We start from the raw sequence: 26,598 nt of genomic DNA, 5'->3' as shown, positions 1-26,598 counted from the left end.
GGAGTCGCTATTTTGCGAAGTTTGTTTTGGGCATCAAGCCCAAGCAAACAGCAAAACTTCACGCGACCGTTTATGCCTGCGGCGCCGACGTCCTGCGTACGTTGCGTAATCACCTCTTCGCGGCTCTACACAACTCCCTCAGTGACTCTACGCCGACATAAGCCGCTGCTGCATCTTCTCCGTCGTTCGCTCGCGCTCTCAAGCTACGAATATACAGACGGCGTCGACTATCGGGGACTAACCGCCCTCACTTCGCTCTCCATGGCGGTCAGCGCACGTGAAGAGCCAATCTTTGAGATCGCTGTCGCCACCACCCAGCGATCGATCTCGGTCATCTTGTCGTAGCGCTCAGCGGCGGGAATGAACGCGCCCGGCGGTGTCAGCTCGCCACTCTCAGAACGGATTCGTAGCAGCAGCTCATGCCGCGCCTTCTGATCTTGTGCCTGTAGGGGGCGGATCGGTTGGGCAAAGAGGACAAAACGATCCTCCATCATCGCCTGGCTGATCTGGTGCACCCACTCCATCTCACCGTGGCGTCGATTCAGATCGACATCCTCCTCACGATAGAGATGAATACGGTTTCTGCCTCGATCCTTGGCGGCGTAACAGGCGCGATCGGCAGCCACCAGCAGCGAGGTGTAGTTGCCAGCGTGACGCGTAATGGGCACCACACCGATACTCACCCCTATAAAGAAGCTCTTCTCCTTCCAGACAAAGCGGAAATCACTGATCGCGTCCTTAAGCGTCTCGGCAATGCGTGCACCACACTGCTCATCACAATGGGCCAGCAACAGACCAAACTCATCACCACCCAGCCTCGCCAACAGGTCATCGTGGCGTAGCTGTTCTTTCATCTCGCCACTGATCTGACGCAACAGTTCATCGCCCGCCAGATGTCCGCAGGTATCGTTAACGATCTTGAACTGGTCGAGATCGAGATAGAGTAGCGTGTGTTCCGCATCGTTCTCTCGCGACTCGCTGATCAGCTGCTCGAGCCGCTCCTCGAACACTGCTCGATTAAAGAGTCCAGTCAACGCATCATGACTCGCCTGGTAGGCCATGGTGGTGGCGATCTCCTGCGCCTGGGTAATATCACGGAAGATCAAAACGGTACCGCTCAACTCAGCGTCACTACTATGCAACGGCGAGGCCGACAGCTGCACAATCAGCCGCTCCTCGAGCCCTTTAGGCAGAAACTCATAGTCACTCTCAACCACTGTCTCTCTATTCTCGAGACAGCGCGTTACCACCGACGATACCGCGCGCTCCTCACTAATCATCGGTGGCAACAGCTGATCGGCGTGCTGGCCAACAGCACTGTTTCGTTTCCACCCCGTCAGAAACTCGGCCACTGGATTAAGGTACTGAACTATCCCCCTGGCATCGGTACGGATCACCCCATCGGCGATCGAGTGAAGGGTGATCTCCGCCATCTCCTTCTCCGTCTCCAATTCGCGGAACACCTGGGCATTCTCGATCGCAACACTGACCTGATTGGCAAACAGCATCAGCAGTTCAAGGTCACGCTGGGTAAAGCTGCCACCACCCGCACGACCGATGCCCGAGAGACCACCGATAATCCGTCCACGTGCGATCAGCGGTACCAACAGTGCCGACTCCTTGCCCTCCTCCCAACGTGTCTTCTCATCCATCTCCCAGGGGTAGTCACGACCGAACATCAGCGGTCGCTCATGGGTTAAGACCCAGCCGCACATACCAACATGGATTGGAAACTGCTGCCCCTTGATCAGATCAGCATTCTTGCCGCTGGTCGCCTGGTAGAGATAGTGGGTGGTGGTTTTATTGATGATGGGGATCAGCAGGCTCTCCGCCTGGATCAGCTCCATGGCCCGGTCAGCGACCAGTGATAACACCTGCTCAATGTCGAGCAGTGTGACGATCTGCCGCGAGACATCGAGCAGCAGAGCGATCTCCTTTTCCTGTAGTGCGACTTGCTCCTTTAGTCTTGCCAGTTCCTCGTTAGGGGCTGCGCCCATCAGCAGCGCCTGCGCTTAGATAACAGCATTGTAGTGTGCGTTATTGGTATCGATGGTATAGCTGCTGACACCCAGCGCCTCGGCTTCAACCACCAGCTCATCTTCCATATGGAGGGCCAGGGCATCGACACAGATCTGACAGACGCGGAAACGGATTCCCAACTCCTCGGCATAGCGAATCAGATCCTCAAGCGGCGCCATACCTTTGCGCTGCATGATCTTGCCGAGCACCCATGGTCCAACACCAAAAAGATTGAGCTGTGAGAGTGGGATTCGATTCGCGCCATCTCGGTTGAGCAGACGCAGCAGATGCTGCAGAAAGTGGTCTGTTTTGGCCTTATGCCCTTTGCTATCACCACTCTGCTTCGGCAACCACTTCGACAGCGAAAAGATTGAGCGTGGTTTTTTCAGACAGTTGACGCCATAGAGGGTAAACCACATCGTCACCTCCATGCCCATCGCCGCCTGACCGGTGGCAATCTCAAAGGCGAGCAGTGCCTTATCGAGATCACCACTTACCAGCATGATCGTGCTGCGCTTTGGCGTCTGTTTAGAATTCAGCTGTTGTTCACTATTGGACATGCCGCACCCCGCTCAGACCTTGATATGGATCTCAATCCGGCCACCGGCATGCACCTTTACATCGAGGATCTCATGCCCATTCGCCTCACAGAAATCCCTAACCCCGACCTCAAATATCGGGTCATCTCCTGTAATAGTCAGCGTCTCACCCTGCGCCATCTCTGCCACCGCCTGGGAGAGCTTGATCAGCGGTACCGGACAACTGGAGCCGATCACTGAAATATCCTGCTCGTTATCTGACATCATTCGACCCCTTCACTGCGATCAATACGATCCGAATACATATCCTCGCTCTTAAGACTAAGCCTATTTGCGATATGTCACAAACCGCAGAAATTCAGGAGGTTAAGAACCGCACCTCGCCAGCGGCAATATCACCACAACGAACAAGGACGGGATAAGAACAGTCGTGTGGAAGGGGAGACCCGGCCCTGACAGGACCGGGTGAAAACAACCATTCAGGCTGCGTTGAGACCCGGCACGCGGAAGTGGGTCTGATCGAGCAGGTCGACACCACACTCGAGATATTCAAACCAGTTGAGAAATTTTCCGACCATCTCCTTGCCCTTAAAACCGGGGCCATGCTGCGGGATAATTGCCTCAACATCGAGGGTGCGGATCATATTGGCCCAGAGACGGCATACCTTGTTGCTATTCATATATCGCTGATGGAAGCCAATCATGTTGGGAATATGGGCATCAAAGTCCTGCACTGGAATCGCAAGCTTCTCACTCTCCACCGCAGAGGTGCCAACATCACCGGAGAAGAGAATCTTGCTGACCGGGTCATAGAAGTGGAAGTTTCCCTCAGAGTGGAGGAAGTGCGCTGGCAACGCCTTGATCACGCCATTTCCGATTTGAATATCCATCCCCTCATCTGGAATCCCAATAATGCGACCGATGGTATTTCCAGGGGTGCAGAAGTGCGGTACAAACCGCGCCCACAGCTCCGGGACAATCACCTTGCAGTGGGTTCCAACCAGCCACTTGTTAAGTGAAGCGACAATATCGGGATCCTGATGTGAGGCGATCACATAATCGAGATTCTTCACCACCACATGGTCGCTGATCGCCATAAAGAGGCGGGTATAGGTGAGATTGCCACCCGGATCGATCACCGCCGCGTGACCATCATTGACGATCAAAACCGGGGAGTCGCTATTTTTGCGGAAGCTTGTTTTGGGCATCAAGCCCAAGCAAGCGGCAAATATTTAACGCGACCGTTTATGCCTACGGCGCCCGACCGTCCTGCGTTCGTTGCGTAATCACCTCTTCGCGGCTCTACAACTCCCTCAGTGACTCTAGCCGACATAAAGCCGCTGCTGCATCTTCTTCGTCGTTCGCTCGCGCTCTCAAGCTACGAATAGGCAGACGGCGTCGACTATCGGGACTAACCGCCTTCGCTTCGCTATCCATGGCGGTCAGCGACTGATTCGACTGCACACTCTCACAGGAGTTGACCTGACGACTACCCGCCGCTGCAGCATCCCTCTCCTTATCGCACACCACCAGGTCTTCATAGGCGATGCATTTATGGTTCCCATCGTTATAGAGCTCAATAGCCATGCTTACCTCTCATATCCTTAAATAGACGTCACGGATCCGTCGCTTCAAAACTTCACCTGGGCGCATCTTACCCCCACAGAAGAAATGGATAATTGATAAATATCAAAATATCAAAGAAGGGCCATATAATGGCAGAGATGGCAGTCGCAGCAGGCTGTATTATCATTCTCACAGGGACCCAAACGGCTCACACAAGATTAAGGATTCTCAGCCATGAAGAAGCTCTTTAAGCTCATCTCCATTCTCCTCACCACGTTGGTTGCACTGGTGGTGATCGCGGCCATCGCCGTCACCGTGCTGGTCGACCCCAACGACTACAAGAGCGAGATCGCCGAAGCGGTGAAGAAGCAGACCGGTCGCGAACTGGCGATAGAGGGTGATATCGGTCTCTCTCTGTTCCCCTGGCTGGGGCTTGAGCTGGGTGCCACCCAGCTGAGCAACGCGGCCGGTTTTGGCAGCGCACCCTTTGCACGAATTGAGAGCACTGAGGTACGAGTCAAACTGCTGCCGCTGCTGAAAAAAGAGCTGGAGATGGATACCGTCAAACTCAACGGCCTGCAGCTAACCCTGAGCCGTGATAAAAACGGCAAGAGCAACTGGGACGATCTTGCCGGTAGCCCAAAAGCCGAAGAGAAAACCGACGACAAGGGTGATGCACCCAAACTCGCCTCTCTCGCCATCGGTGGTGTGGCGATCAGCGACGCCCATATCGTCTGGGACGACCAGAGCCAGCAGCAGCGCATCGCCATTAGCAAACTCGAACTAGAGAGTGGCGAGCTGCGCCCCGGTACGCCGTTTGATCTCTCCATGAGCTTCGATCTCGATAGCAGCCAGCCCGAGATGAAGGGTCATATCGCTCTCAAGGGTGAGATCTCAATTGATGTCGAACAGCAACGTTACAGCATTAAGCAGTTTGAACAGACCAGCAATCTCAACACACCACTGGTTCCGGGCGGAAAGTTGCAGAGCAGCCTCAAGGCCGACATCAGCATCGATCAGGCACAACAGCTGCTCAAAATCGGCGGCCTCACCCTGGCACTTAACGGTGTTGAGATCGAGGGCAATCTCGACGGCAAGCAGATTATGGATAAACCGCAGCTCTCGGGCAGCCTGAAGGGAGAGATCGCCGAGGCGGTACAGCTGCTCGCACCCTTCAAGGCGTCACTACCTGAGGGTTTCGATGCCAGCGCCTTCAACCAGACGAAGTTTGATACTGACTTTGCGGTCGATCTGGGCAAACAGACCCTCTCCCTGCCGAAGCTCAAGTTCACCTCTGCCGCACTCGATCTCGATACACAGATCAACGGCAGCCAGATCATCGATAACCCAGCCCTCAAGGGTAGCCTCAAGGCGAGCATCAAAAAGGCTAAACCTCTTCTGGCCAGCGTTGCCAAATCGCTACCGGAGGGCTTCGATGCCGCCGAACTCGACGGCACCAACATCGATACCCAATTCGCCGTCGATCTCGGCAAACAGACCCTCTCATTACCAAAGCTGAAGCTCAGCTCTGCTCTGCTCGATCTCGACACACAGATCAACGGCAGCCAGATCATCGATAACCCGGCCCTCAAGGGTAGCCTCAAGGCAAGCCTTAAAAAGGCGGGACCGCTGTTGACCATCGTGGCCGAATCACTGCCTGAAGGTTTCAAAACAGCAGGGCTCGACGGCAGTGACATCGACACCCAGTTCGCCGTCGATCTCGGCAAGCAGACCCTCAAGCTGCCGAAGCTACAGCTCAACGCTGCAGGCATCGCCCTCAACGGCAGCTTCAACGGCACCAAGATCGTCGATGCACCAGCGATCAACGGCAGTCTGAAGATCGCACCCTTTAGCCTGCGTAAAACCTTCGATCGCATCGGCATGGCGCTCCCCGAGACCTCCGACCCGGCGGTGCTGGAGAAGATCGCCCTGCAGACCACCATCAAGAGCGGCAAAGACTCCATTGCACTGAGCAAGACCACTCTCACCCTTGATGAAACCACTGCCAGGGCGACACTAAACCTCAACAACTTCGCCAAGCCTGCAATCCGTTTCAATGTCGATATCGACACCATCGATGCTGACCGTTACCTGCCTCCCAAATCTGAAGAGGAGACAAAGAAGGAGTCGGCGCCTGCCGACACCAGCCAACCACTGTTGCCGATCGATACCCTGCGTGATCTCAACATCAACGGCACTCTCAAGGTGAAGCAGCTCAAGGCGTTCGGACTCAACAGCCGCGATGTCACCCTCACCCTCTCGGCCAAAGATGGACTGGTGCGCATGCATCCCGCATCAGCGCGTATGTATGAGGGGAGCTACAACGGTGACATCAAGGTCGATGTACGCGGCAAACAGCCGAAGCTCTCCATCAACGAGAAGCTCAGCGGTGTACAGGCCGAACCCCTGCTCAAGGATATGGCCAACAGCGACACCCTCAGTGGTAGGGCCGACTTCGCCACCCAGTTGACTACCAGTGGCAACTCGATCGACGCCTTCAAGGCGGGCCTCAACGGCAAGCTCAACTTCTCTTTTACCGACGGTGCGATCAATGGTCTCAACATCGCACAGATGATTCGTGAGGCGAAGGCGAAGCTGAAGGGGCAGACGGTACCGCCCGCTGCCGATAACAAAACCGACTTCTCTGAGCTAAGCGGCAGCGCCACAGTCACCAATGGCCTGGTACGCAACAACGACCTGCTGGCCAAATCACCGCTACTACGGATCAACGGCAAGGGCACGGCTGATCTCAACAGCGAGAAGATCGACTATCAGGTCAAGACCGCCATCGTCAGCAGCCTCAGTGGCCAGGGTGGAGATGACCTGAAGGATCTGAAGGGCCTCACTATTCCGATCAAGGTCAGCGGCACCTTCACCAATCCAAGCTACGGTCTCGACCTCGCCTCTGTACTGGAAGGCAAGGCGAAGGAGGCGGTTAAACAAGAGGTGAAGAAGGTCGAAGAGAAGGCGAAGAAAAAGCTGAAGAACAACCTCGAAGATAGCCTGAAGAAGGGGCTCAAGGGCCTCTTCTGATACGCCCCTGACTCCCCTTGGCGAAACAGCGCTTTGCCGATCGCGTCCTGAACTGGTTCGACCAGCACGGGCGCAAGGATCTGCCGTGGCAGCAGAACCCGAACCCCTACCGGGTCTGGCTCTCGGAGATCATGCTGCAGCAGACCCAGGTCGTCACCGTCATCCCCTACTTCGATCGTTTTATCGAACACTTTCCCGATCTCGTTTCACTGGCAGCCGCAGAGCTTGATGAGGTACTGCACCTCTGGTCCGGTCTTGGTTACTACGCCCGCGCCCGCAACCTGCACCGCTGCGCCCAGCAGATCGTTAATGAGCACGCCGGCGAATTTCCCGATGATATCGAAGCGGTTACTGCCCTGCCCGGGATCGGTCGCTCTACTGCCGGTGCGATCCTCGCCCTCTCGATGCATCAGCGCCATCCGATTCTCGATGGCAACGTTAAACGGGTCCTGGCCCGTTACCACGCCGTTGAGGGGTGGTCGGGTAAGAGTGGCGTACAAAAACAGCTGTGGGCCTACGCTGAAACTCACACCCCGAATAAGCGGGTCGCCGACTACACTCAGGCGATGATGGATCTGGGTGCCACCTGCTGTACCCGTAGTCAACCCAACTGTGAGCAGTGCCCACTGGTTTCCGACTGTCATGCCCATCTCGAAGGACGCACCACCGAGCTCCCCTCACCAAAGCCGAAAAAGAGCATCCCAACCCGTACCACGCGTATGGCGCTGATCGTCAACGAAGCGGATGAGGTACTGCTACTGCAACGCCCACCGAATGGCATCTGGGGCGGATTGTGGAGCTTTCCCGAACTCACCGATGAAGACGAGGTCGAGGCATGGTGCAGCAAGCACTACCACTGCCAAGTTGAGCAGATCGAAACGTGGCCGGTGCTGCGTCACACCTTCAGTCACTTCCATCTTGAGATCACCCCGCTGCTGATTCATACCCGTAGCTGCAGCGGGGGCTTGATGGAAGCGGCTCAGGCACTCTGGTATAACAGCCGGCAACCCAACCGACGCGGATTGGCCGCACCGGTTACAAGCCTGTTAAAGAGGCTGCAACAGAACATCGAAGGAGTCAGCAATGAGTCGAATGGTTAACTGTGTGAAGCTGGGCAAAGAGTCCGAGGGGCTCGACCTGCCACCCTATCCGGGCGATCTCGGCCAGAAGATCTTCGATAATATCTGCAAAGAGGCGTGGCAGATGTGGCTAAGTCAGCAGACCATGCTGATCAACGAGAATCGTCTCACCCCGATCAACCCCGAACACCGCAAGCTACTTGAGGAGCAGATGGAGAAGTACCTCTTCGGTGATGGTGGTATGAAGGTTGAGGGTTACGTCCCACCCGCCGAATAGCACCAAGCCGTCAGGCGCCTCACAGGGATGTATGGCAATCGGGACAGTCCATAAGGTACCGGAGTCAAAAATGACTCCGGTACCTATCGTTCAGAACCCATTTCAAAGTACCAGCAGCCACTGAAACACCCACTCTCGGTACCGTTGTCAGCACATACGCTGCGTGGCAATCTCAACCAAAACCACTATTACTCTATCTACACAGCGGTGCGATGCGTCCCTAATCGTAACGCCACGACCTTTCGTGAGGCAGAGCATGTTCATCAGTGTCCTCGAGCTTTTCAAAATCGGCATCGGTCCATCCAGCTCGCACACTCTCGGCCCCATGGTTGCGGCCGGACGATTTATTGAGCAGATCAGTCAGCTGATCCCCTCCCTCCCTACCGCAGAAGATACCCAGCTACGCTGCACCCTCAGGGGTTCACTTGCCTTCACCGGCAGAGGCCACGCCTCTGACCGTGCCGTGAGCCTTGGCCTGCACGGTTACCAGGCCAGGAACCTGCTGAACACCAACATCGACCTGCTGATCAAACAGCTTTGGGCGCGAAAGCAGATCGTTCTGGAGAGCGGTCACAGTGTCGGCTTTGCACCGCACACAGACATCATCTTCGATAGGGGTGAGCCCCTGCCCGAGCACCCCAACGGCATGATTTTCGAACTGCTCAACGCACAGGGAGAGAGACTCGCCAAGACTACCTTCTTCTCCATCGGCGGTGGATTTATCAGCACCCCTGAAGAGATCAGCGGTCTGGAAGCACCGCTAATAATGACCCCATCAGAGACATGCACCTACCCCTTCGACTCCGCCAAGAGCATGCTGCAGATGGCCGAAGAGAGCGGCCAATCGATCGCTGCGATGAAACGCATCAATGAGCGCCAACACCTGTCGGAACAGAAGCTAAATCAGGGTATCGATGAGATCTGGCAATCGATGTGCACCTGTATCGAAAGGGGATTGACGAGCCAGGGGACTCTACCCGGTGGGCTCGCCATCAAACGCCGCGCCTCTGACCTCTATCGGCAGCTACAGGAGAGTCCAGCCAATGCGAACATTAACGACTGGCTCTGCGCCTACGCCATGGCCGTTAATGAGGAGAATGCCGCCGGGAACATGGTCGTTACGGCCCCTACCAACGGCGCCGCCGGTGTCATACCCGCCGTACTCTACTACTTCATGCAGCATGAAAACGGCACGCCCGCACAGGTGCACGAGTTTCTGCTCACCGCCAGCGCCATCGGTGGCCTGATTAAACACCGTAGCTCCATCTCCGGTGCCGAGGTCGGTTGTCAGGGTGAGGTCGGTTCAGCCGCCGCCATGGCGGCGGCCAGCCTCTGCGCCATCCGCGGCGGCACGCCCGAGCAGATCGAGAACGCTGCGGAGATTGCACTGGAACACCACCTCGGCATGACCTGCGATCCGGTCAACGGGCTGGTGCAGGTCCCCTGCATTGAACGTAACGGCTTTGGTGCCATCAAGGCCTACACCGCCGCATCGCTCGCCCTGCGCGGCACAGGTGAGCACTTCATGCCGCTGGATAGCTGTATTGCAGCGATGAGAGAGACGGGACTGGAGATGTCGCAAAAATTCAAGGAGACCTCACTCGGCGGGTTAGCGGTGAGTATTACCGAGTGTTAAGCGTGAACAGCTACCTCGGTAGCTCCTCCTCGTAGCGTTTCAGCAGTACCCCATCATCGCCACAACAGCTGGCACTGCACTTCTTCACCGCATGCACCTGTGCATCGTCGGCATTCAGAAACGCCTCCACCGGCAGATTCTCAGCACCACAGTCACACCCCTTATCGTCGTAGACGTAGACGTTGGTGAGTCCCACCTCGCACGCGATATCGTGTGCCTGCCATAGCGTCTCCGCAGGGGTCGCCTCAACATCGCTCAGCTTGTAGGCGGGGAAGAAGCGGGTGATGTGCCAGGGGCTCTCGGCGCCGAGATGATCACGAATCCACTCGGCGATCTGTCGCAGCCCTCAGGCCCATCGTTATAACCGGGGATGATGTTGGTGCGGGTTTCAACGTGAATACCGAGCCGCTGCGCCTTCTCGATCGAATCGAGCACCTCGGAGACACTACCGACCGGGCAGACCTGATGGTAGAACTCATCGCGCATACTCTTGATATCGGAGCAGACCACATCGACCTGCGGCGCCATCAGCTCCAACGCCTCGTCGGTGACAAAGCTGTTGGTCACATAGACGGTATAGAGCCCTGCCCTGTAAGCAGCTTCCGAGACATCGAGCAGATACTCGAGCCAGACCGCCGGCTCCGAATAGGTGAAGGCGATCCCCTCCACCCCCTGACGAAGCGCCGCCTCGACCAGCTCATCCGGGGTGACATAGGCCGCTTTCGACTCACCACGAGCCAGTTCATCGAGCGCCTCGGTGCCCCACGAAATCTCCAGATTGTGGCAACCCCCACAGCGGAAATTACAGCCGTAACTACCCACCGAGAGCACCTTGCTACCGGGGCGATAGTGTTTGACCGGTTTATCTTCAATCGGCCCTACCTCCATTGAGGAGACGATGCCGTAGGAGAGGTTATAGAGGGTGCCGTTGCGGTTCACATGGGCCTGGCAAAAGCCGCGTTGGCCGTGGCTCAGCTTGCAGCGCCAGAGACAGAGATCACAGCGAGTGATGCCGTTGTCGAGCTTGGTCTGCAGACGCGTCTCAACCAGCTGATAGCTGGCCGATGCAAGACGACCATTTAAGTTTGAGTCATTCATCTCGCTACCCTAGGCAGCCGACCGAATGAAAGCAACCACACATTTTCTAGTGACGCCTGCTCACCTCGCTGAGCGATCGGTCGATGCTATTGAGTAGTACGCTCACATCGACCGGCTTGGTCAGATATTCAACAAAACCCGAGGCGATACCCGCTTCGATATCGGGGAGTCGCTATTTTTGCGAAAGTTTGTTTTGGGCATCCAAGCCCAAGCAAACAGCAAAAACTTAACGCGACCGTTTATGCCTACGGCGCCCCGACCGTCCTGCGTTCGTTGCGTAATCACCTCTTCGCGGCTCTACACAACTCCCTCAGTGACTCTACGCCGACATAAAGCCGCTGCTGCATCTTCTTCGTCGTCCGCTCGCGCTCTCAACTACGAATATGCAGACGGCGTCGACTATCGCGGACTAACCGCCTTCGCTTCGCTATCCATGGCGGTCAGCGTCGGTGGGCATCGCGTTGGCGCTGAGCGCCACCACCGGAATTGCTGCGGTCTCCGGATTCTGTTTCAACAGCTGCAGCGCCTCAACACCACTCATGCCTGGCAGATTGATATCCATCAGGATCAGATCGACACACTCTTTTTCGATAAGCTCAAACCCCACCTCCGCCGTCGGTGCAAACAGCAGTTCCAACTCCTGGCGTGATTTAAGGATCTGCGCCACCAGACGACGATTCGGTGGACTACCCTCAACATAGAGTACTTTGAAGCGGCGAGAAGGGGGACTCGGTACTTGCGGGCACTGCCTGATGCTCAACTGGTTTCACACTTGGTTCACCGCTCAGCGCCAGTGGCAACGTAACCCAGAAGGTACTGCCTACCCCAAGCTCGCTTTCCACCTCCAACTCACCACCAAGCAGATTTGCCAGCCGTTTACTAATCGTCAACCCAATGCCAGTACCCTCAATGACACTATTTTCATGCACGAGACGGTTAAAGGGATCAAACAGCAACGGCAGATGCTCAGCTGCGATACCCTTACCGTTATCCTCAACACCAATACGCAACCACTCCTGATCAACGCTCTCTAACAGAACACGCACTGAGCCCAACACGTGATTGTACTTCACGGCGTTAGAGAGCAGATTGACGATAATCTGTTTGAGTCGCGTCGGATCGGCATTCACGGTGTAACTGTTAGCGGCATCGCAGACCACACTGATTTTCTTTGTCTCCGCCGAAGGTGCAATCAACTTCAGCGACTCCTCAAGCAGCGGCGCCAATGCCACCCACCCAATTGACACTGCCAGTCGGCCCGCCTCGATCCGTGACAGGTCGAGGATATCATTTATCAAATCGAGCAGATGGGTACCTGCGCGGACGATCTCATGCGCACTTTCTCGTTCAAGATCATCCAGCGACTCATCCATATCGAGTAGCTGACCAAAACCGAGAATCGCATTCAAGGGAGTGCGTAGCTCGTGACTCATTCTGGAGAGGAACTCTGACTTGGCCCTGCTCGCCTTCTCAGCAGACTCTTTAGCCTCAATCAACTCACGTTCAGCCACCTTTCGCTCACTGATATCGCGTACCGCACTGATAAAAAAGCGCTGCTCACCAATCACCACATCACTGATCGATATCTCTAATGGGAACAGCGAACCATCCTTACGGCGCCCAATCAGCTCACGACCGCGACTGCCAATAATATGAGCATCACCCGTGCGCATATAACGCTCAACATAATGCTGGTGCTCCTGCCCGTCTGCATTGGGCATCAACATCGATACGGGATGACCAACCAACTCCTTACTGCTATATCCAAACACCTGCTGCGCAGCAGGGTTAACCATCTTGATCAAACCTCGATCATCGATGGAGATGATTCCATCCAGCACACTATCGAGCACACCCCGCAGCTCCTGCTCACCCTGCTGTCGTGCCGCCTCGACCTCCACCTGCTTGGTGACATCCATCGCAATACCGGCGATTCGATAGATTTCACCCTCACTATAATTACCGGGAAGGCGCGATCACGCACCCAACGAATTGAACCATCGGGGCGGTAAATACGATATGTCAGATCAAGCTCCCCATCCCTCCAGTCGTGATGGTAAAATTACGAACCCACCCAACATCATCGACATGGACGCTCTCTATCCAATCACTTGCGTTTTGCAGAAGTGACTCACAACTACGCTGCCACACCTGCTCATAGGCAGGGCTGACATAGATCACCTCAGACAGTTCTGGACTCATCATCCAGAACACCTCGTCGATATTGTCGGTGATCTGTCTTAGGCGCTCTTCACTCTGTTCCAGCGCACGCCCAATATCATGAATTTCGGTGATATCGGTACCGGTGCTGATGATGTAACGCACCGCATCGTTCTCATCGACAACCGTACTGTTATTCCAGCGGATCTGGATGCGCTCACCCGAACGGGTCACCCAATAATTATCGTAAATCGAAACACCAGCAAAACTCTCAAGATCATCGAACACCGCTTCACCGGCTCTCGCTCTTCAGGGAGCAGAAAGATATCCCAGACTAATTTGCCTAATACCTCGGCAGTAGAATAGCCAGTCACATCCTCTGAGGCCTTGTTGAAGAGCACAATTCGACCCTCCTGGTCGAGGATAACCACGAGCGCGTTCACCGCATCGTAGAGATCGAGCTCAGGTCTCTCCTCATCCCGATTAAGATAGCGCTGTAGCTGTTCAAACTTCATTAGATTCTGACTACCATCCTGCAAAGATGATTGAAGCAAAACCGAGTCGGTTACTCGGTGATTATGGTTCACCGATCCTAACCTGCCTACATTCGAACAGCGCTATCAATTAATAGCTGTGAAAAACGACAGTTATCTCTGCTGAGCGGGACCTAACAGACCCAATACAGCAACCACATTGAACTACCGCGCCAGCGTGGTTGAGATTCATTAGCCGAATGAGTAAAATGCGCAGCTCTTGGTTATCGAGAACCGGCCTGCCACAGGCGATTAATACGGTTTTGAGTCGCCAAGCAACGCAATAACTGGAAACATTTCAGGTTATTACGGCCCGGTAGCTCAGTTGGTAGAGCAGAGGATTGAAAATCCTCGTGTCGGCAGTTCGATTCTGTCCCGGGCCACCATATTTTCGAAAGGCTCACGCACTGCGTGGGCCTTTTGCGTTTCTGCCACAGTCGAATAGCGACACGCTCAACTCCTGTCTAATCGCCGCCACAGCCACCTCCACAGCCGCTGTCACCAGAATCGCCCGAACAGCCACCACCACAGCCGATATCGGAACCACAGTAGGCACCACCACTGCCATCTGTCTGGCGTGAATCTTTACAGTCGGTGACGTAGCGGAAGCCGTTGGCGATGTTGAGTTCGGCATCAATGGCGAAGAGTCGTGGCAGGCGAGAAGGAGTCTTTGGGTCAATCCCCTCACGGGTACAGGCGATGCGCCAGGCGCGTTTTATCCCATCCTGCGCCAGGGTCGGGCTCTGCATCGCCTCGGCTGGAGTGTGGTGAAGAAAACGGCCGAAGGCGTGACGACAGAAGTGGCGATAGCCACGGGTAAAGAGAATAAAACCGTGCCATGCGTCATCAACCACCTGCGATGGCATTGAAACCATTTGGCGACCGGCCGTGTTACAGATATGGAAGTACTCGCGCAGCGCCTCAAAGACCATCAGCTCTTGGGCAGGTGTCAGCTCCGGCCGAACCTCGCGCAACTTATTCACTACCGCCGCATGGAATGGGTCACTATCGATAAATGCACTGCGTTTACGTTTTCGCAGCTGGCTCCACACCCAGAGCATTACGACAATCAGAATCAGGACAACTGCGTAACCAACGATATCCACGTGCTAGAGCATGCCGTTAAACAGTAGTCGCCAGCCGAGCCAGCCTATATTTGCTATCAACAGCAGCACGGCCACATTGATGCGATGGCTGCAGCCCCCATCATCGATCACTGCGACATCACGTAGATACTGTTCAGGAATAGGCTCACAACGCTGCGCCAACAGATTCCAACCCTGCTCTACCGACGCCTGCACATCTTTGCGCTTGCCTTCTTGCGTGCCAACATCAACAGGTAACAATACATTTTCGGGTTTGCCCTTGGGGAAACTGACTGCGCCAGAGAAGAGCAGCCGCCCTGCAACCTTAATATTGGGCAGCAGCTGCTGGACTGCAGCCACGCCCACTTCGACCGCGGGTAAGGGATTGTCGAACTTGTAACTACGGTTTGTCACCACGTTGGCCCACTGCTCCATGCTCTCAGCGGCAAACACCACACCCTGAAGCCTACGCACTCCAACTACGACGACCGCCGCAGGAGTAAGTACCAGATAGTCGATAAAGACCTTGCCATCCATGCCATCATCAAGCATCACATCACGCTTTAACGCCACGCCCATACGACATATTACTCGCCTGATCTGACGCTCCTCAGCCACTCGGCGCAGGTATGGGGTCAACATCAAGCCCGCCACCAGCAGCAACAGCAGCGCGACCGAGGCGGTCACCAGCGTTTCAGCCGAGATGGAGAGCATGGCAGCAATGTCTAATATGAGGTCTTGCATAGGTCGCCTATCGGATCACCTTGTTATCGCCCGTTTGTTATTTGCTCTAGTTGGGCCGTGGCGCGATTCAGGGGGAGCCATTCTATAGCGACTTACTCATAAATGGCCATAATTAGTCACATGAGAGGCGATAAGGTTGCCAATATTCATAGGAGCTTATATATATGAATTTTCAACCTGAAGTTTTCATTATGGTAAGGTTTATCAATGGATTACGAACTACATAGAACAAACTACTTTATGTTCTGCTGCTAACATCACAACAATAATAGCCGATAGTGGTTGTGACGGGCGTCACAATGGGTGCGCAGGCAGTAAAACTAGACAGATTTCAGCAAGGATGCGCGATAAGGAACAGATAATGGCTGGATTTGATCTATCGAACCGGGGAGTCGCTATTTTTGCGAAAGCTTGTTTTGGGCATCAAGCCCAAGCAAGCGGCAAATACTTAACGCGACCGTTTATGCCTGCGGCGCCCGACCGTCCTGCGTACGTTGCGTAATCACCTCTTCGCGGCTCTACACAACTCCCTCAGTGACTCTACGCCGACATAAAGCCGCTGCTGCATCTTCTTCGTCGTTCGCTCGCGCTCTCAACTACGAATAGGCAGACGGCGTCGACTATCGCGGACTAACCGCCCTCACTTCGCTCTCCATGGCGGTCAGCGAATGAAGGCGCTGGTCATCGACGACTTCAATGAGATGCGTCGCTCGATGAAACGCATGCTTGAAGAACTCGGCGTCAAGAACGTCGACATGGTTGCCAATGCCCGTGAGGCGCTGGCCAAGATCGCACTTGTCCCCTACGACATCATTCTCTGCGACTACAACCTGGGCGATGGCCGTAATGGCCAGCAGATTCTGGAAGAGGTTAAGGAGCGCGGCATTGTGAAGGCCGATGCTGCCTACATTATGGTTACCGCCGAGATGGGACAGGATATGGTGCTCGGTGCGGTCGACTATCTGCCCGATGACTACCTGACCAAACCCTTTGTCGGTGAAGTGCTCAACAAACGTATTAACAAAGTACTCGCACGCAAGGCGCATATCGGCAAGATCGAGGTTGCACTGCAGAAAACCAATTACGACCTCGCCATCAAGCTCTGCGATGAGAACCTCGCCGGTGAGGGCTCGCCTTATGCACTTGACTACCTACGTCTGAAGGGCGAAGCACTGCTCTTACTGGGTGAGTGCGACAAAGCACATTCGATCTTCTCCAGCCTGCTCGAACGCCACCCCTTCCAGTGGGCCACGTTCGGTCTCGGCCGTGCAGAGAAGTGCTCTGGCAACAACCGCGCTGCAGCACAGGTCTTCGAAGAGTTGATCGATGAGAACAACCGTTTCATGACCGCCTACGACCAGCTCGCCGAGTGCCATCAGCAGATGGGCGACACAGAGGGTGCGCAGCGAGTACTAAGCGATGCCATTTCAATCTCACCCCGTTCCGTACAGCGCCAACGCGAGTTCGGTAAGGTCGCCTTTGAGAATGATGACCTCGAGGCCGCAACCCTCTCCTTTCGTCGTGCCGTCACCCTCAGCCATGACTCCTATCTTAAATCGATGGATGACTACACCAACCTGGCACGCACCATGGCCTCCAATGGCAAGGGACGCGATGCACTGGTACTGATCAACAAGGCCAAAACCGAATTCAAGGGAAAACGAAATCTCGACATGCAGACCGCCGTTGTCGAGAGTCTGGTCCACCAGAAACTTGGCGATAGCGCCAAGGCGCAGGAGGCGATGGATCGGGTCGGTGCTAATAACGACCTCACCGCCTCGCAGATGCCACTCGACATCACCCTCGATCTGGCCGGCAGTAACCTGGAGCGCAACGAGAAAGAGAAGGCGATGGGTCTACTCGGCAGCCTGCTAAAGAACTTCTATGAGGATGATCTGGTTGTCGACAAGATCCGTAAGGTCTTCAACGACCACAATCTGGGTGCCGAAGGCGATGCACTGATACGCGAAATTCGCAGCGAAATCACCGACCTCAACAACCGCGGCGTCAGCCTGGTTAAAGAGGGCAATCTCGACGATGCGATCGGCCTCTTCGAGGAGGCAGCCAATCGGCTACCAAAGAACAAGACCGTCAATCTCAACGCCGCCCAGGTTGTCATCATGCAGATGCAGAAGCTGGGCGCGAACCGCACCGGACTGCAGCAGGTCAACGAATTCCTCGACCGCGTCCGCGACAGCGACCCGGCCAATGAGAAACTGGTCGCTCTGCAGCGCATGGCAACCGAACTCTAAGAGCAGGTAAGCATAGCCATGAGTGAGTCAGACGAGCCAAAACTCGACTTCAGCGCCGTATTGATGTCATCGGTACACGACATCAAAAACTCACTCGGCATGGTACTCAATTCACTCGACGAAACCGCTGCCCTGGAACCAGACGAAGATAGCCCGCTCACCGAACAACTCAAGCGACTCCGCTACGAGACCAAACGGGTCAACAACGATCTGGTTCAACTACTCAGCCTCTACAAAGCGAACAACAACAACTTCAGCGCCAACCGCGACTACCTTGATGTCGATGACTTCTTCGATGAGCTGCAAATCGAATACCGACCGCTGCTAACCTACAACAAGATCGAACTGACCACCGAGTGCCAGGCGGGATTGAGCTGGTTCTTCGATCGCGGACTACTTGCGGGCGTGATTAACAACGTACTCAATAACGAGGTGCTCTACGGCCGCGACCAGGTAGTACTGAGTGCCGCTGAAGAGGATGGGCAGCTAGTGGTTCGGATCGACGACAACGGTCCCGGCTACCCGCAGCAGATGTTGAGCCGCTCCGAGGCACGCATGGGTGAGACCGACATGATCAGCGGCAGTACCGGACTAGGACTCTACTTCTCAATGCTGGTGGCCAATGCACACCAGAACGGTGAGCGCAAAGGTACGATCAAGATTAGCAATGGCGGCAGTCTCGGCGGCGGCTGCTTCGCCATCTACCTGCCCTGACTCAATACTGACTTAGCGTCGACTCCGGCGCTGGCGATGTTCATATGCCGCCATCGACTTCACTACACTACCGTAGGGCACACTCTCAAACTCGTCATACTCTGCCAGTAACTCCTCGGCCAGAGAGTGAATATTGGCTACCTGCTCCTGCAACTCTTCCGACTCAACCAGCGCCTGCAACCCCAGCAGCCCACCACACTGCACCTTCATCTCCTGACCATGCGGCAGGTTCTCGGCACTGCCAACGATCTTCAGTGTAAAACGTGCATTCTCACGCAGCACCGCGATCAGCGCACGACACTGATTAGAGGCCTCCAGCTGCTCGCACCCCACTCCCTCTCGCTCGGCGATATAGAAGCGGTCGGCACACTCGCAGTTTCCTCGTCGACTGAGAATCGTCTTTTCAAAGGGACAGTTGATAGGGTCCATAGATTCGATCTGGTTACAGAAATTGTTCTCTAATATGCCGAGTGCCATAGCGTGACGCAATTACCCACCACGAAAGTGGCAGATTGTTATACTCGAACACCATGAAGAGCCTACGTATACCGCTACTACTTATTGCAATCACAACCGCCCTCATGATCAGCGGTTGTTCTCGCTACCAGCTCGCCAGCATCGCCACCAGCGGTGATCCCGGCGCCACCGCTTCATCACTGATCACCTCCCGCGTCAGCTCCTATAAAACCAACCCACTATTACTCGTCAGTGATGCCAGGCGCACCAAGCAGCAGTTCAAACAGCTGCGCGCCCTGTTTCGTGGTGAGGTTAAAAAGAGTTGGGGCAGTGACGACCAGATCGCCAGTCGAACCCAGTACGTAAAGTACACCCAGAACTACCAGAGTCGTGCCATTATCGATTTCGATAGTGGCGTGGTAACGGTCGAGACCCTCGATCAGAAACAGAGCAACAAAAGTCTGCACAGCGCCATCGTCACTACCCTGCTGACACCCAACGATCCACGCGCAGTCGATCTCTACTCCGCCAAGACCACCAAGATCAGTGGCAAACCCTACCTCGTCGACCTGGTGATCGACCAGCAGGGGCGCTCGATCAGCTCACCAAAACGAGCCGAGCAGTTTGCCGACCATCTGCTGAAGAAGTTCCGCATGCAGCGCAACGTCAAAACACCACAAGGGATCAAACCGCTCCACTACGTCAAGATCCGCATGGTGCGCAACCATGTCGACGTGCGTGCTGCCCGTTATTCCAAGCTGGTTGAGAAAAATGCCAAACGCTTCGGCATCAGCAAAAACCTGATCTACGCCATCATCCGTACCGAGAGCAACTTCAACCCCTTTGCCGTCAGCAGCGCACCCGCCTACGGGCTGATGCAGCTGGTACCGACCAGTGGCGGACGAGACGCCTACCGCTCCCTGACCGGCAAGGATCGTGTACCGAGCAGCGACTACCTGTTCGATGCCGCCAACAACATCGAACTCGGCGCGGCCTACTTCAAGCTGATCAACAGCAAATATCTCGGCAAAATCAAAGACAGTGTCTCTCGTGAGTACTGCTCAATCGCCGCCTACAACACCGGCAGTGGCAACGTACTGACCACCTTCAGCAAGGATCGCGACTATGCGGTCAAACTGATCAACCGCATGAGCCCGTCGCAGGTCTATAACAAGCTGCGCAGTGGACTCGCCCACCAGGAGGCGCGGCGCTACCTGCTCAAGGTGCTCGATGCCCGTGCCGAATTTGCCAATATCTAACCGGCCTCACGCTGCATACGTTTTTTGGCTCGTAGCTGAAACAGTCCAACACCGGAGAGAATCAACACCGCCCCAGCGGCCACCTCATTGGCGATCATCTCGCCGTTAAGCAGCGCACCGAGTATCAACGCTACCACTGGAGTGATCTGGGTAATCATGCCCGCCAGCGTCGCATCGATACGCTTCAGTACGTAGTAGTAGAGAGTGAAACCAAACGCAGTACCGAAGATCCCCAGATAGAGCGTCGACCAGAGCGCACGTTCACTCAGCGGGTAGATCACCCCATCTTCAAACAGCAACCAGCTAACGGTGAACAGCGGCAGTGCGAACAACAGCCCACCGAAATTAACCGCCATCGCAGCCATCTGCTTCTGTACCCGCTTTAACCAGACGGCTGAGATTGAGTAGAAGAGGACCGACAGCAGCACAAAGCTCACTCCCAACAGCGCATTTGAACCCAGTTCCGCACCGCCACCGAAGATCACCAGCAGGCCACTGAAGGCAACCACAATACCGGCCATCTGCCGGGAGCTAAATGTTGAGCCTACAAAGGCCGCCGAGATCAGAGCGATCACTACAGGAGACAGACCGTAGAGAAGAGAGAGCAACCCCGAGGAGACATACTGAGCACCCCAGTAGACGGTCGACATGGTACTGAACACACCCAGGCCCGAGACCAGGTAGGCATAGAGCGCCTCTCTATCCCAGCGCATACGCACTCGCAGCAGATAGAGCAGCGGCAGACAGGCGATCACACCAATTACCATGCGGCTTAATAGCGCAAACAGTACACCGCCCTCATCACCACTCCACTTGATTGTCAGTGGTGTGGTCGACCAGATCAAAATCACGCCCAAATAGGCTGCTGGCACCGACATCGCCCTACCCTCCTCAATGAGTCTCTTTAAGCCCTGTCAGAACCATTCAGAGAGACCAATAAAAAAGCCACAGAGTGGTGAGATCTGTGGCCTTCGGATTATTTCGCTTGTTGCTAACTCTCTGCTAAATCGAAATCCTCAGCCACGCTGTGACAGGCAGTGCACGCCATACCAGTCGCGCCGCTTTGTAAATCACAATCTGTGCAGAAAATTTCAACATGGATCGAGAGTGCGTTTTAACGCCACATGAGTCAAGCGATATTTGTTAAGTAGAAAATTAACCGAGCAACGCTTCGAGCTTCTCGATCGACTGACCACCGAGCAGCACCTTCTCTACCGCACCATCCTTGACCAGTACCACCGTCGGTGTCGCCCGTACTCCCAGCGCCATGGCGGCGTTGATATCTCGACTTACATCGAGCTTGATAATGCAGCTACGTTTCTCTGCTAGCGCCTCAATCTCTGGGGTCATCGTGCGACAGGGACCACAACGTGGTGAGTGGAAGTAGAAGAGGTAACGACCGTCGCACGACTCACTACTACCGACCAGCTGGTCGAGCCCCTCGACCCTTGTACCGGCCATCCGTTTCGAGGTGATCACGATGCGCAGCTGAAACAGCACAAACAGCAGCGCGATGCCGCCGAGTCCCCAGGGGATTAACTCCGACACTAGTCGAGCAGGTCTTCAATAATGTCATGCACGATTGCGGTCGCCGTCTCAACCAGCACCACCTTGCCGTCGATCACCTGACGTTCAAAACCACGTCCCAGCGGAGGTAAACGGGCTTCGAGATCGTAGGGCAGATTTCGTTTGGCGATTCCAGGAGGGAGTGTGCCACCACGCGCAAGCTTCTTGGCGATCCCCGGTGGCAACTTCTTGTTGCCTTTGCCCTTGGCACCCTTATCTTTTTTACCCTTGCCCTTCTTCGACTTGTAACCGTCATCGTCATCATCAATCTCGATGTCGTGTTGGTGATAGTAGTTACGAATCAGATTTCTCTCAGTCTCGGTAAAGACCCGCTTGGCCACATCACCGACAAATTCACTGACGTCAGAGGCCTGAACGCTTCCCACCAGAAGCGGAAAAATCATTGCCGCTACAAATAGACCAAAATTACGCGCTCTTTTCATAACAGATAACTCCTGTGGATTAAATCAACCCTCTTAATCATAGAACATCGAATAGGGGCGCTCGATATCGCCCCTTACGGCACCCAGTGAAAAACTGCGGCTGTGGCGCACCGCCTCGCGTCCATCGAAATAGAGAATCAGTGTCGGGACGGCGAAGACACTCAACTGCCCCGCAATCTCCTGAGAATGTCCGCAATCAACCTCAGCCAGTGCCGCCTTCGGAAACTCCTCGTTCAGCATCGCTGCCACCTTGGGCTTGAGCACGTGACAGACACTGCAACTCTCGGAGGAGAAGTAGATAGCCGCTATCGGATGCTCGGCAACAAACTGCTGCAGCTCGGTTTCGCTCTCAATCAGATTCATGGATAGAGATCTTCCTCAGAAGGGCCAGAGGCTCCAGCCACTGTCGAGATCGCCCTCACAACGTTTTAGCTGTGCACCGTAGCTCTTTGCCCGTCGCTCCACCTTTCGCGCCACACCGATCAGCCACTTCTTCTTGTTGTAGGTTTTGCGTTTAAAACCACCGTGGCCCTCATGGTAAGCGAGATACTGATTGTAGGTGTCCCACTTGGAGATCCCCAGCGTCTTGTGACTCATGTTGCCGTACCAACCGATGAAGTCGACCGCATCCTCAAACTCATCACGGTCGGCACCCCAGTTGCCGGTCTTGTCGATATACCAGTCCCAGGTCGCATCCTTTACCTGTGCAAAACCGAACGCCGAGGATTTTCTAAACCAGGGGATAATCCATAACAGCGTGTCGCGTTCCGGCTTGGCGTCATCTCTGAACTTTGACTCCTGATGGATTATTGCCAACTGCACATGTACCGGCACACCCCACTTCTTATAACTATCGTGAGCGTGCTCATACCAATCATCCTTCTCGGAGAAGATCTCGCAGCCGTCGTTGATATTTCGAGGTGGAGAGGATGAGCAACCCGCCACTACCAGCGTGAGGATGATCGCGAGCAAGCCCTTATAATTTTTTCGCATAGTTATCTATTGGCCAAATGGGTTTGAGCAAGTCTATTACGCACACCACTTACTTAACAACGCGTATCAGTCACCATTAACTAACATCAGCACTCATCGGCTCAACACGATAACGCCCGGTACCTGCTGCATCGACCTCTGCGGCCAACCAAGCAAGCGTCTCGGTGATTTTACGGATCAGATCGGTATCCGCATTGAGGATAAATAGCCCGCTTCCGCGCGCCTCATCACCACGACCGAAGGCGAGCTCACAGACACACAGCGCATTGAACACCCCTGCTCGCACTCTCTGCTCCATCGACTCTATCCGCTGCCGATCATGGGTTGGATACCAGAGCAGATAACACCCCTGAGGTTCTCGTCGGTAGATCTCGAGCAGCGTATCCACAGCATCGCTATAGTCACTGACCGACTCATAGGGAGGATCGATCAGCACCACCTGCCGGCATCGCATCCCCGGTATCGGCTCCACCACCCCCGAATAGCCATCACCCGCAAACAGCTCGATACGCACATCGTGCGAAAAACTCTTTACCAGCTGTTGATACGGTTCCGGACTGAGCTCAAAGAGTCGCATCCGATCCTCACCGCGCAACAACTGCTGAGCAAACCAGGGCGAACCGGGGTAGTTCTGCAGAATTTCAGATCGGTTGAACGCGGCAACCATTGTGAGATAGTCGGCCAGCGCCTGCGGCGCATTCGACACACCCCACAGCCGCTCGATGCCGAACGGGTCTACACCTCGCTGATCAAGACGGTAGCCACCCGCGCCAGCATGGGTCTCACTGTAGAAGAGCGGTTTATCTTGTTGTGTGAGTGATTGCAGTACCTGACAGAGCACCGAGTGTTTGAGCAGATCACCGTAGTTTCCTGCATGTTTGGCGTGTTGGTAGTTCAAGCGCGTGACTACTGGTACATCGCTTTACCATCATTGAGTCGCATCCACCCCTTGGCGATGCGGTAGATCACCCAGAGCGCATCGGCGACCAGCAGCAGATAACCGACTACCAGCAGAAAGGTAAGCCAGCCCACCACACCCCAGAGCAGTGCAAACCAGAAGGTACGGATCTGCCAACGAAAGTGCGATTCCAGCACCGTTCCGGCAACATCCTCGCGTTTGACGTAGTTGAGCACCAGAGCAACAAGCAGTGTGATGCCATTGAAGAAGGAGGCCGCCTGCAGTGCATAGATCACCAGGGTGAGTCGTCTTGATGAGGCCAGCTCATCGCCCTCAGAAAACTCCGCATCACGTACGTTACTGCCCATCTTAATCCTCAATGCTCGTGTCGTATGGCCACTTTTCGCGGTGAGATTAGAATACACCAGAAAAAACCCTTACAAGCGCATGGCTTATTTTTTGCGATGACGCCAATAGACTTTCAGCGGCGCTACGCTATTACTTTTAGGAGTCACTGAGTGAAACCGGTCAGATGGATCTGAACGGCATCGACTCAGACAGCAGTCATCTCGCCAGAGACTCCGTTGATGAACAAGCAACAACATCCATATAAATATTCGCACAGAGGATGAGAGCACGATGGAGTGGATTACCAGCAGCATACGCAACAAACTTCTCGCCATTACCGGCGCGGGCACAACACTTGTACTGGCCGCCGCCCTGTTTGGTATTTTCCTCGGCTGGCAGGCGATCAGCAGCTTCGAAAGTTGTCGGGGAGTCGCTATTTTGCGGAAGCATGTTTTGGGCATCAAGCCCAAGCAAGCGGCAAATACTTAACGCGACCGTTTATGCCTACGGCGCCCCGACCGTCCTGCGTACGTTGCGTAATCACCTCTTCGCGGCTCTACACAACTCCCTCAGTGACTCTACGCCGACATAAAGCCGCTGCTGCATCTTCTTCGTCGTTCGCTCGCGCTCTCAACTACGAATAGGCAGACGGCGTCGACTATCGAGGACTAACCGCCTTCGCTTCGCTATCCATGGCGGTCAGCGATTGACGACGACCTGGTCTACGAGCGCCACATCCTCGAGGTGGAGCTACTGTTCGATTCCCAGATTCAGGAGTGGCAGATGCTGCTGCTCGCCAATCAGGACAAAAACGAGCGTCAGGGCCATCTCAACAAACTCAAAGAGATCGAGCAGACGGTGCTGCGTGAAGCCACCATGCTCAAAGAGCACGCCAAGAGTGCTGAGGTTGAGGATCTCATCGTTCGCTTCATTGCGGGTCACCACCAGCTCGACAGCCACTACCAGGCTGTTCTGAAGCGTCTCCAGAGCGGAAACATCAATGTCGCCGAACTCAACAAGCAGTTTGAGAAGGAGACCCATCAGCTGCACGAGCTGCTTGCCGGTACCAGCAAACTGATTATCAATCAGGTCAACAGCAAGACCGCAGAGGTTAAGGCCTCATCAGCCAACGGCATCATCGTGAGCCTGGGTGCAATGGGCATCGCTTCACTGATCGCCTTTATCGTTTTCCTCACCTTCCTGCAGCGCATCATCATCACCCCGGCAACGGCTCTGGTGAAGAGCCTCGACAGTTATGCACAGGGCGACTTCTCCGCCTCAACCAGCGTCAGCTCCAATGATGAGGTCGGCAAAATCGCCGCCAGCGCACAGAAGATTCGTGATCAACTCGGCTCAACCATTAACGATCTGGCGGCCACCTCACAGGAGATCGCCGCCACCGGCACACAGCTCGCCCAGGCGACCAACACCTCCTCCAGTGCCATCCATCGACAACAGCGCGAGACCGAACAGGTTGCCACGGCGATGAATGAGATGGCCGCCACGGTTCAGGAGGTGGCACGCAATGCCGAGCTGGCTGCGCTGGCCACCGAAGAGGCCAACGGCCAATCAGCCACCGGCAAGCGTGTGGTCAGCCAGACCATCGACAACATCGAACGACTCGCCAGTAAGGTTGAGAGCAGTGCCGAGGTGATCCAGAAACTCGAGGGAGATACCGAGAACATCGTCGTTGTCACGGACGTCATCAAGGGAATTGCCGAGCAGACCAACCTGCTGGCACTCAACGCTGCGATTGAGGCGGCACGTGCCGGTGAGCAGGGACGCGGTTTTGCCGTGGTGGCTGACGAGGTTCGCACCCTCGCCTCACGCACCGCCGATTCAACCCAGGAGATCCAGGAGATCATCGAGCGACTGCGCGACGGCGTGAACACGCAGTGAC

The 26,598-nt window shown here is 55.1% G+C and carries 33 protein-coding genes and 1 tRNA gene; 14 read left to right on the top strand and 20 right to left on the bottom strand.

Features of this window, described 5'->3' with window-relative positions; all coding sequences use genetic code 11:
• The first annotated feature begins 12 nt into the window (after positions 1-12).
• Positions 13-345 (top strand): hypothetical protein, encoded by a 333-nt coding sequence (locus tag HUE57_RS05825; RefSeq protein WP_174672887.1) that lies wholly within the window; start codon positions 13-15, stop codon positions 343-345.
• Here HUE57_RS05825 and HUE57_RS05820 read toward each other — a convergent pair.
• From HUE57_RS05820 to HUE57_RS05805, 4 genes are all read right to left on the bottom strand, one after another.
• Positions 228-1,997: a diguanylate cyclase domain-containing protein gene (locus HUE57_RS05820; protein ID WP_174672886.1), complete on the bottom strand. Its 1,770-nt coding sequence runs from the start codon at positions 1,995-1,997 to the stop codon at positions 228-230. The two genes, HUE57_RS05825 and HUE57_RS05820, sit on opposite strands and share 118 nt — an antisense overlap.
• Before the next feature lie 15 nt (positions 1,998-2,012).
• A complete protein-coding gene (locus tag HUE57_RS05815) occupies positions 2,013-2,579 on the bottom strand; it encodes a DsrE/DsrF/DrsH-like family protein (protein ID WP_078484813.1) in 567 nt (188 codons plus the stop codon).
• A gap of 12 nt (positions 2,580-2,591) precedes the next feature.
• The gene (locus tag HUE57_RS05810) at positions 2,592-2,825 is read right to left on the bottom strand and encodes a sulfurtransferase TusA family protein (protein ID WP_078484812.1); all 234 of its coding nucleotides are present in this window, start codon (positions 2,823-2,825) and stop codon (positions 2,592-2,594) included.
• A gap of 212 nt (positions 2,826-3,037) precedes the next feature.
• Positions 3,038-3,766, bottom strand: coding sequence for an oxygen-binding di-iron domain-containing protein (locus HUE57_RS05805; RefSeq protein WP_174672885.1), 729 nt, complete (start codon positions 3,764-3,766; stop codon positions 3,038-3,040).
• Between HUE57_RS05805 and HUE57_RS05800 the strand changes: the two genes are divergently transcribed.
• From HUE57_RS05800 to HUE57_RS05780, 5 genes are all read left to right on the top strand, one after another.
• Entirely contained in the window at positions 3,754-4,011 is a 258-nt protein-coding gene (locus HUE57_RS05800; RefSeq protein WP_174672884.1) for a hypothetical protein, read from the top strand. The genes HUE57_RS05805 and HUE57_RS05800 overlap by 13 nt on opposite strands.
• 347 nt (positions 4,012-4,358) lie before the next feature.
• Positions 4,359-7,157: an AsmA family protein gene (locus HUE57_RS05795; protein WP_174672883.1), complete on the top strand. Its 2,799-nt coding sequence runs from the start codon at positions 4,359-4,361 to the stop codon at positions 7,155-7,157.
• A 17-nt stretch (positions 7,158-7,174) separates the two neighbouring features.
• The gene (gene mutY, locus HUE57_RS05790) at positions 7,175-8,257 is read left to right on the top strand and encodes an A/G-specific adenine glycosylase (RefSeq protein ID WP_078484809.1); all 1,083 of its coding nucleotides are present in this window, start codon (positions 7,175-7,177) and stop codon (positions 8,255-8,257) included.
• A complete protein-coding gene (locus HUE57_RS05785; protein ID WP_078484808.1) occupies positions 8,241-8,513 on the top strand; it encodes an oxidative damage protection protein in 273 nt (90 codons plus the stop codon). Before mutY ends, HUE57_RS05785 begins: the two co-directional genes overlap by 17 nt.
• Positions 8,514-8,769: 256 nt before the next feature.
• Positions 8,770-10,149: an L-serine ammonia-lyase gene (locus HUE57_RS05780; protein ID WP_078484807.1), complete on the top strand. Its 1,380-nt coding sequence runs from the start codon at positions 8,770-8,772 to the stop codon at positions 10,147-10,149.
• Positions 10,150-10,159: 10 nt separating this feature from the next.
• Here the strand turns inward: HUE57_RS05780 and HUE57_RS05775 are convergent, their stop codons facing one another.
• From HUE57_RS05775 to HUE57_RS05750, 6 genes are all read right to left on the bottom strand, one after another.
• Positions 10,160-10,345, bottom strand: a complete 186-nt coding sequence (locus tag HUE57_RS05775; RefSeq protein WP_174672882.1) for a hypothetical protein — start codon at positions 10,343-10,345, stop codon at positions 10,160-10,162.
• A 59-nt stretch (positions 10,346-10,404) separates the two neighbouring features.
• The gene (locus HUE57_RS05770) at positions 10,405-11,247 is read right to left on the bottom strand and encodes a radical SAM protein (RefSeq protein WP_174672881.1); all 843 of its coding nucleotides are present in this window, start codon (positions 11,245-11,247) and stop codon (positions 10,405-10,407) included.
• Positions 11,248-11,674: 427 nt separating this feature from the next.
• On the bottom strand, positions 11,675-11,914 hold the full coding sequence (locus HUE57_RS20200) for a response regulator (RefSeq protein ID WP_174672880.1): 240 nt from the start codon (positions 11,912-11,914) through the stop codon (positions 11,675-11,677).
• Between the two features lie 25 nt (positions 11,915-11,939).
• Positions 11,940-13,166: a PAS domain-containing sensor histidine kinase gene (locus tag HUE57_RS05760; RefSeq protein WP_174672879.1), complete on the bottom strand. Its 1,227-nt coding sequence runs from the start codon at positions 13,164-13,166 to the stop codon at positions 11,940-11,942.
• A 103-nt stretch (positions 13,167-13,269) separates the two neighbouring features.
• Positions 13,270-13,641 carry a hypothetical protein gene (locus tag HUE57_RS05755; protein ID WP_174672878.1) on the bottom strand — a complete coding sequence of 124 codons (372 nt, stop codon included), beginning with the start codon at positions 13,639-13,641 and terminating at the stop codon, positions 13,270-13,272.
• The gene (locus HUE57_RS05750; protein WP_174672877.1) at positions 13,638-13,922 is read right to left on the bottom strand and encodes a PAS domain S-box protein; all 285 of its coding nucleotides are present in this window, start codon (positions 13,920-13,922) and stop codon (positions 13,638-13,640) included. Before HUE57_RS05750 ends, HUE57_RS05755 begins: the two co-directional genes overlap by 4 nt.
• Before the next feature lie 328 nt (positions 13,923-14,250).
• Here HUE57_RS05750 and HUE57_RS05745 point away from each other — a divergent pair.
• Positions 14,251-14,326: transfer RNA gene (locus tag HUE57_RS05745), tRNA-Phe, on the top strand.
• 78 nt (positions 14,327-14,404) lie between these two features.
• Here the strand turns inward: HUE57_RS05745 and HUE57_RS05740 are convergent.
• Complete coding sequence (locus HUE57_RS05740; RefSeq protein WP_236860693.1) at positions 14,405-15,046, bottom strand: glycine-rich domain-containing protein; 642 nt, start codon at positions 15,044-15,046, stop codon at positions 14,405-14,407.
• A 3-nt stretch (positions 15,047-15,049) separates the two neighbouring features.
• A complete protein-coding gene (locus tag HUE57_RS05735) occupies positions 15,050-15,769 on the bottom strand; it encodes an NERD domain-containing protein (RefSeq protein WP_135622471.1) in 720 nt (239 codons plus the stop codon).
• A 411-nt stretch (positions 15,770-16,180) separates the two neighbouring features.
• Between HUE57_RS05735 and HUE57_RS05730 the strand changes: the two genes are divergently transcribed.
• From HUE57_RS05730 to HUE57_RS05720, 3 genes are all read left to right on the top strand, one after another.
• Entirely contained in the window at positions 16,181-16,375 is a 195-nt protein-coding gene (locus tag HUE57_RS05730) for a hypothetical protein (protein WP_174672876.1), read from the top strand.
• A gap of 62 nt (positions 16,376-16,437) precedes the next feature.
• Positions 16,438-18,021, top strand: coding sequence for a tetratricopeptide repeat-containing response regulator (locus HUE57_RS05725; RefSeq protein ID WP_174672875.1), 1,584 nt, complete (start codon positions 16,438-16,440; stop codon positions 18,019-18,021).
• Between the two features lie 18 nt (positions 18,022-18,039).
• On the top strand, positions 18,040-18,735 hold the full coding sequence (locus HUE57_RS05720) for a sensor histidine kinase (protein WP_078484801.1): 696 nt from the start codon (positions 18,040-18,042) through the stop codon (positions 18,733-18,735).
• 12 nt (positions 18,736-18,747) lie between these two features.
• Here the strand turns inward: HUE57_RS05720 and HUE57_RS05715 are convergent, their stop codons facing one another.
• Positions 18,748-19,212, bottom strand: coding sequence for a hypothetical protein (locus tag HUE57_RS05715; RefSeq protein ID WP_078484800.1), 465 nt, complete (start codon positions 19,210-19,212; stop codon positions 18,748-18,750).
• Between the two features lie 53 nt (positions 19,213-19,265).
• Between HUE57_RS05715 and HUE57_RS05710 the strand changes: the two genes are divergently transcribed.
• A complete protein-coding gene (locus HUE57_RS05710; RefSeq protein ID WP_078484799.1) occupies positions 19,266-20,450 on the top strand; it encodes a murein transglycosylase domain-containing protein in 1,185 nt (394 codons plus the stop codon).
• Here HUE57_RS05710 and HUE57_RS05705 read toward each other — a convergent pair.
• The 7 genes from HUE57_RS05705 to HUE57_RS05675 all read right to left on the bottom strand — a co-directional run bounded on the left by HUE57_RS05705 (position 20,447) and on the right by HUE57_RS05675 (position 24,718).
• The gene (locus HUE57_RS05705) at positions 20,447-21,328 is read right to left on the bottom strand and encodes a DMT family transporter (protein ID WP_078484798.1); all 882 of its coding nucleotides are present in this window, start codon (positions 21,326-21,328) and stop codon (positions 20,447-20,449) included. The two genes, HUE57_RS05710 and HUE57_RS05705, sit on opposite strands and share 4 nt — an antisense overlap.
• A 277-nt stretch (positions 21,329-21,605) precedes the next feature.
• Positions 21,606-21,998 carry a thioredoxin family protein gene (locus HUE57_RS05700; RefSeq protein ID WP_078484797.1) on the bottom strand — a complete coding sequence of 131 codons (393 nt, stop codon included), beginning with the start codon at positions 21,996-21,998 and terminating at the stop codon, positions 21,606-21,608.
• A complete protein-coding gene (locus HUE57_RS05695; protein ID WP_135622469.1) occupies positions 21,998-22,459 on the bottom strand; it encodes a hypothetical protein in 462 nt (153 codons plus the stop codon). Before HUE57_RS05695 ends, HUE57_RS05700 begins: the two co-directional genes overlap by 1 nt.
• 33 nt (positions 22,460-22,492) lie before the next feature.
• Positions 22,493-22,822, bottom strand: coding sequence for a thioredoxin family protein (locus HUE57_RS05690; protein WP_078484795.1), 330 nt, complete (start codon positions 22,820-22,822; stop codon positions 22,493-22,495).
• 15 nt (positions 22,823-22,837) lie between these two features.
• On the bottom strand, positions 22,838-23,452 hold the full coding sequence (locus HUE57_RS05685; RefSeq protein WP_078484794.1) for a transglycosylase SLT domain-containing protein: 615 nt from the start codon (positions 23,450-23,452) through the stop codon (positions 22,838-22,840).
• A gap of 76 nt (positions 23,453-23,528) precedes the next feature.
• Complete coding sequence (rlmJ, locus tag HUE57_RS05680) at positions 23,529-24,350, bottom strand: 23S rRNA (adenine(2030)-N(6))-methyltransferase RlmJ (RefSeq protein ID WP_174672873.1); 822 nt, start codon at positions 24,348-24,350, stop codon at positions 23,529-23,531.
• An 8-nt stretch (positions 24,351-24,358) separates the two neighbouring features.
• Entirely contained in the window at positions 24,359-24,718 is a 360-nt protein-coding gene (locus HUE57_RS05675) for a DUF4870 family protein (RefSeq protein WP_078484791.1), read from the bottom strand.
• Positions 24,719-24,989: 271 nt separating this feature from the next.
• Between HUE57_RS05675 and HUE57_RS05670 the strand changes: the two genes are divergently transcribed.
• From HUE57_RS05670 to HUE57_RS05660, 3 genes are all read left to right on the top strand, one after another.
• Complete coding sequence (locus tag HUE57_RS05670; RefSeq protein ID WP_174672872.1) at positions 24,990-25,187, top strand: hypothetical protein; 198 nt, start codon at positions 24,990-24,992, stop codon at positions 25,185-25,187.
• The gene (locus HUE57_RS05665) at positions 25,118-25,342 is read left to right on the top strand and encodes a hypothetical protein (RefSeq protein ID WP_174672871.1); all 225 of its coding nucleotides are present in this window, start codon (positions 25,118-25,120) and stop codon (positions 25,340-25,342) included. Before HUE57_RS05670 ends, HUE57_RS05665 begins: the two co-directional genes overlap by 70 nt.
• 100 nt (positions 25,343-25,442) lie before the next feature.
• On the top strand, positions 25,443-26,597 hold the full coding sequence (locus HUE57_RS05660; protein ID WP_174672870.1) for a methyl-accepting chemotaxis protein: 1,155 nt from the start codon (positions 25,443-25,445) through the stop codon (positions 26,595-26,597).
• The last annotated feature ends 1 nt before the right edge of the window (position 26,598 follow it).

This window comes from Candidatus Reidiella endopervernicosa (genome assembly GCF_013343005.1).
In the GTDB taxonomy this organism is placed as follows: Bacteria; Pseudomonadota; Gammaproteobacteria.
Note: the sequence above shows the minus strand (reverse complement) of the source record. Positions and strands in the feature narration are given on the sequence as shown.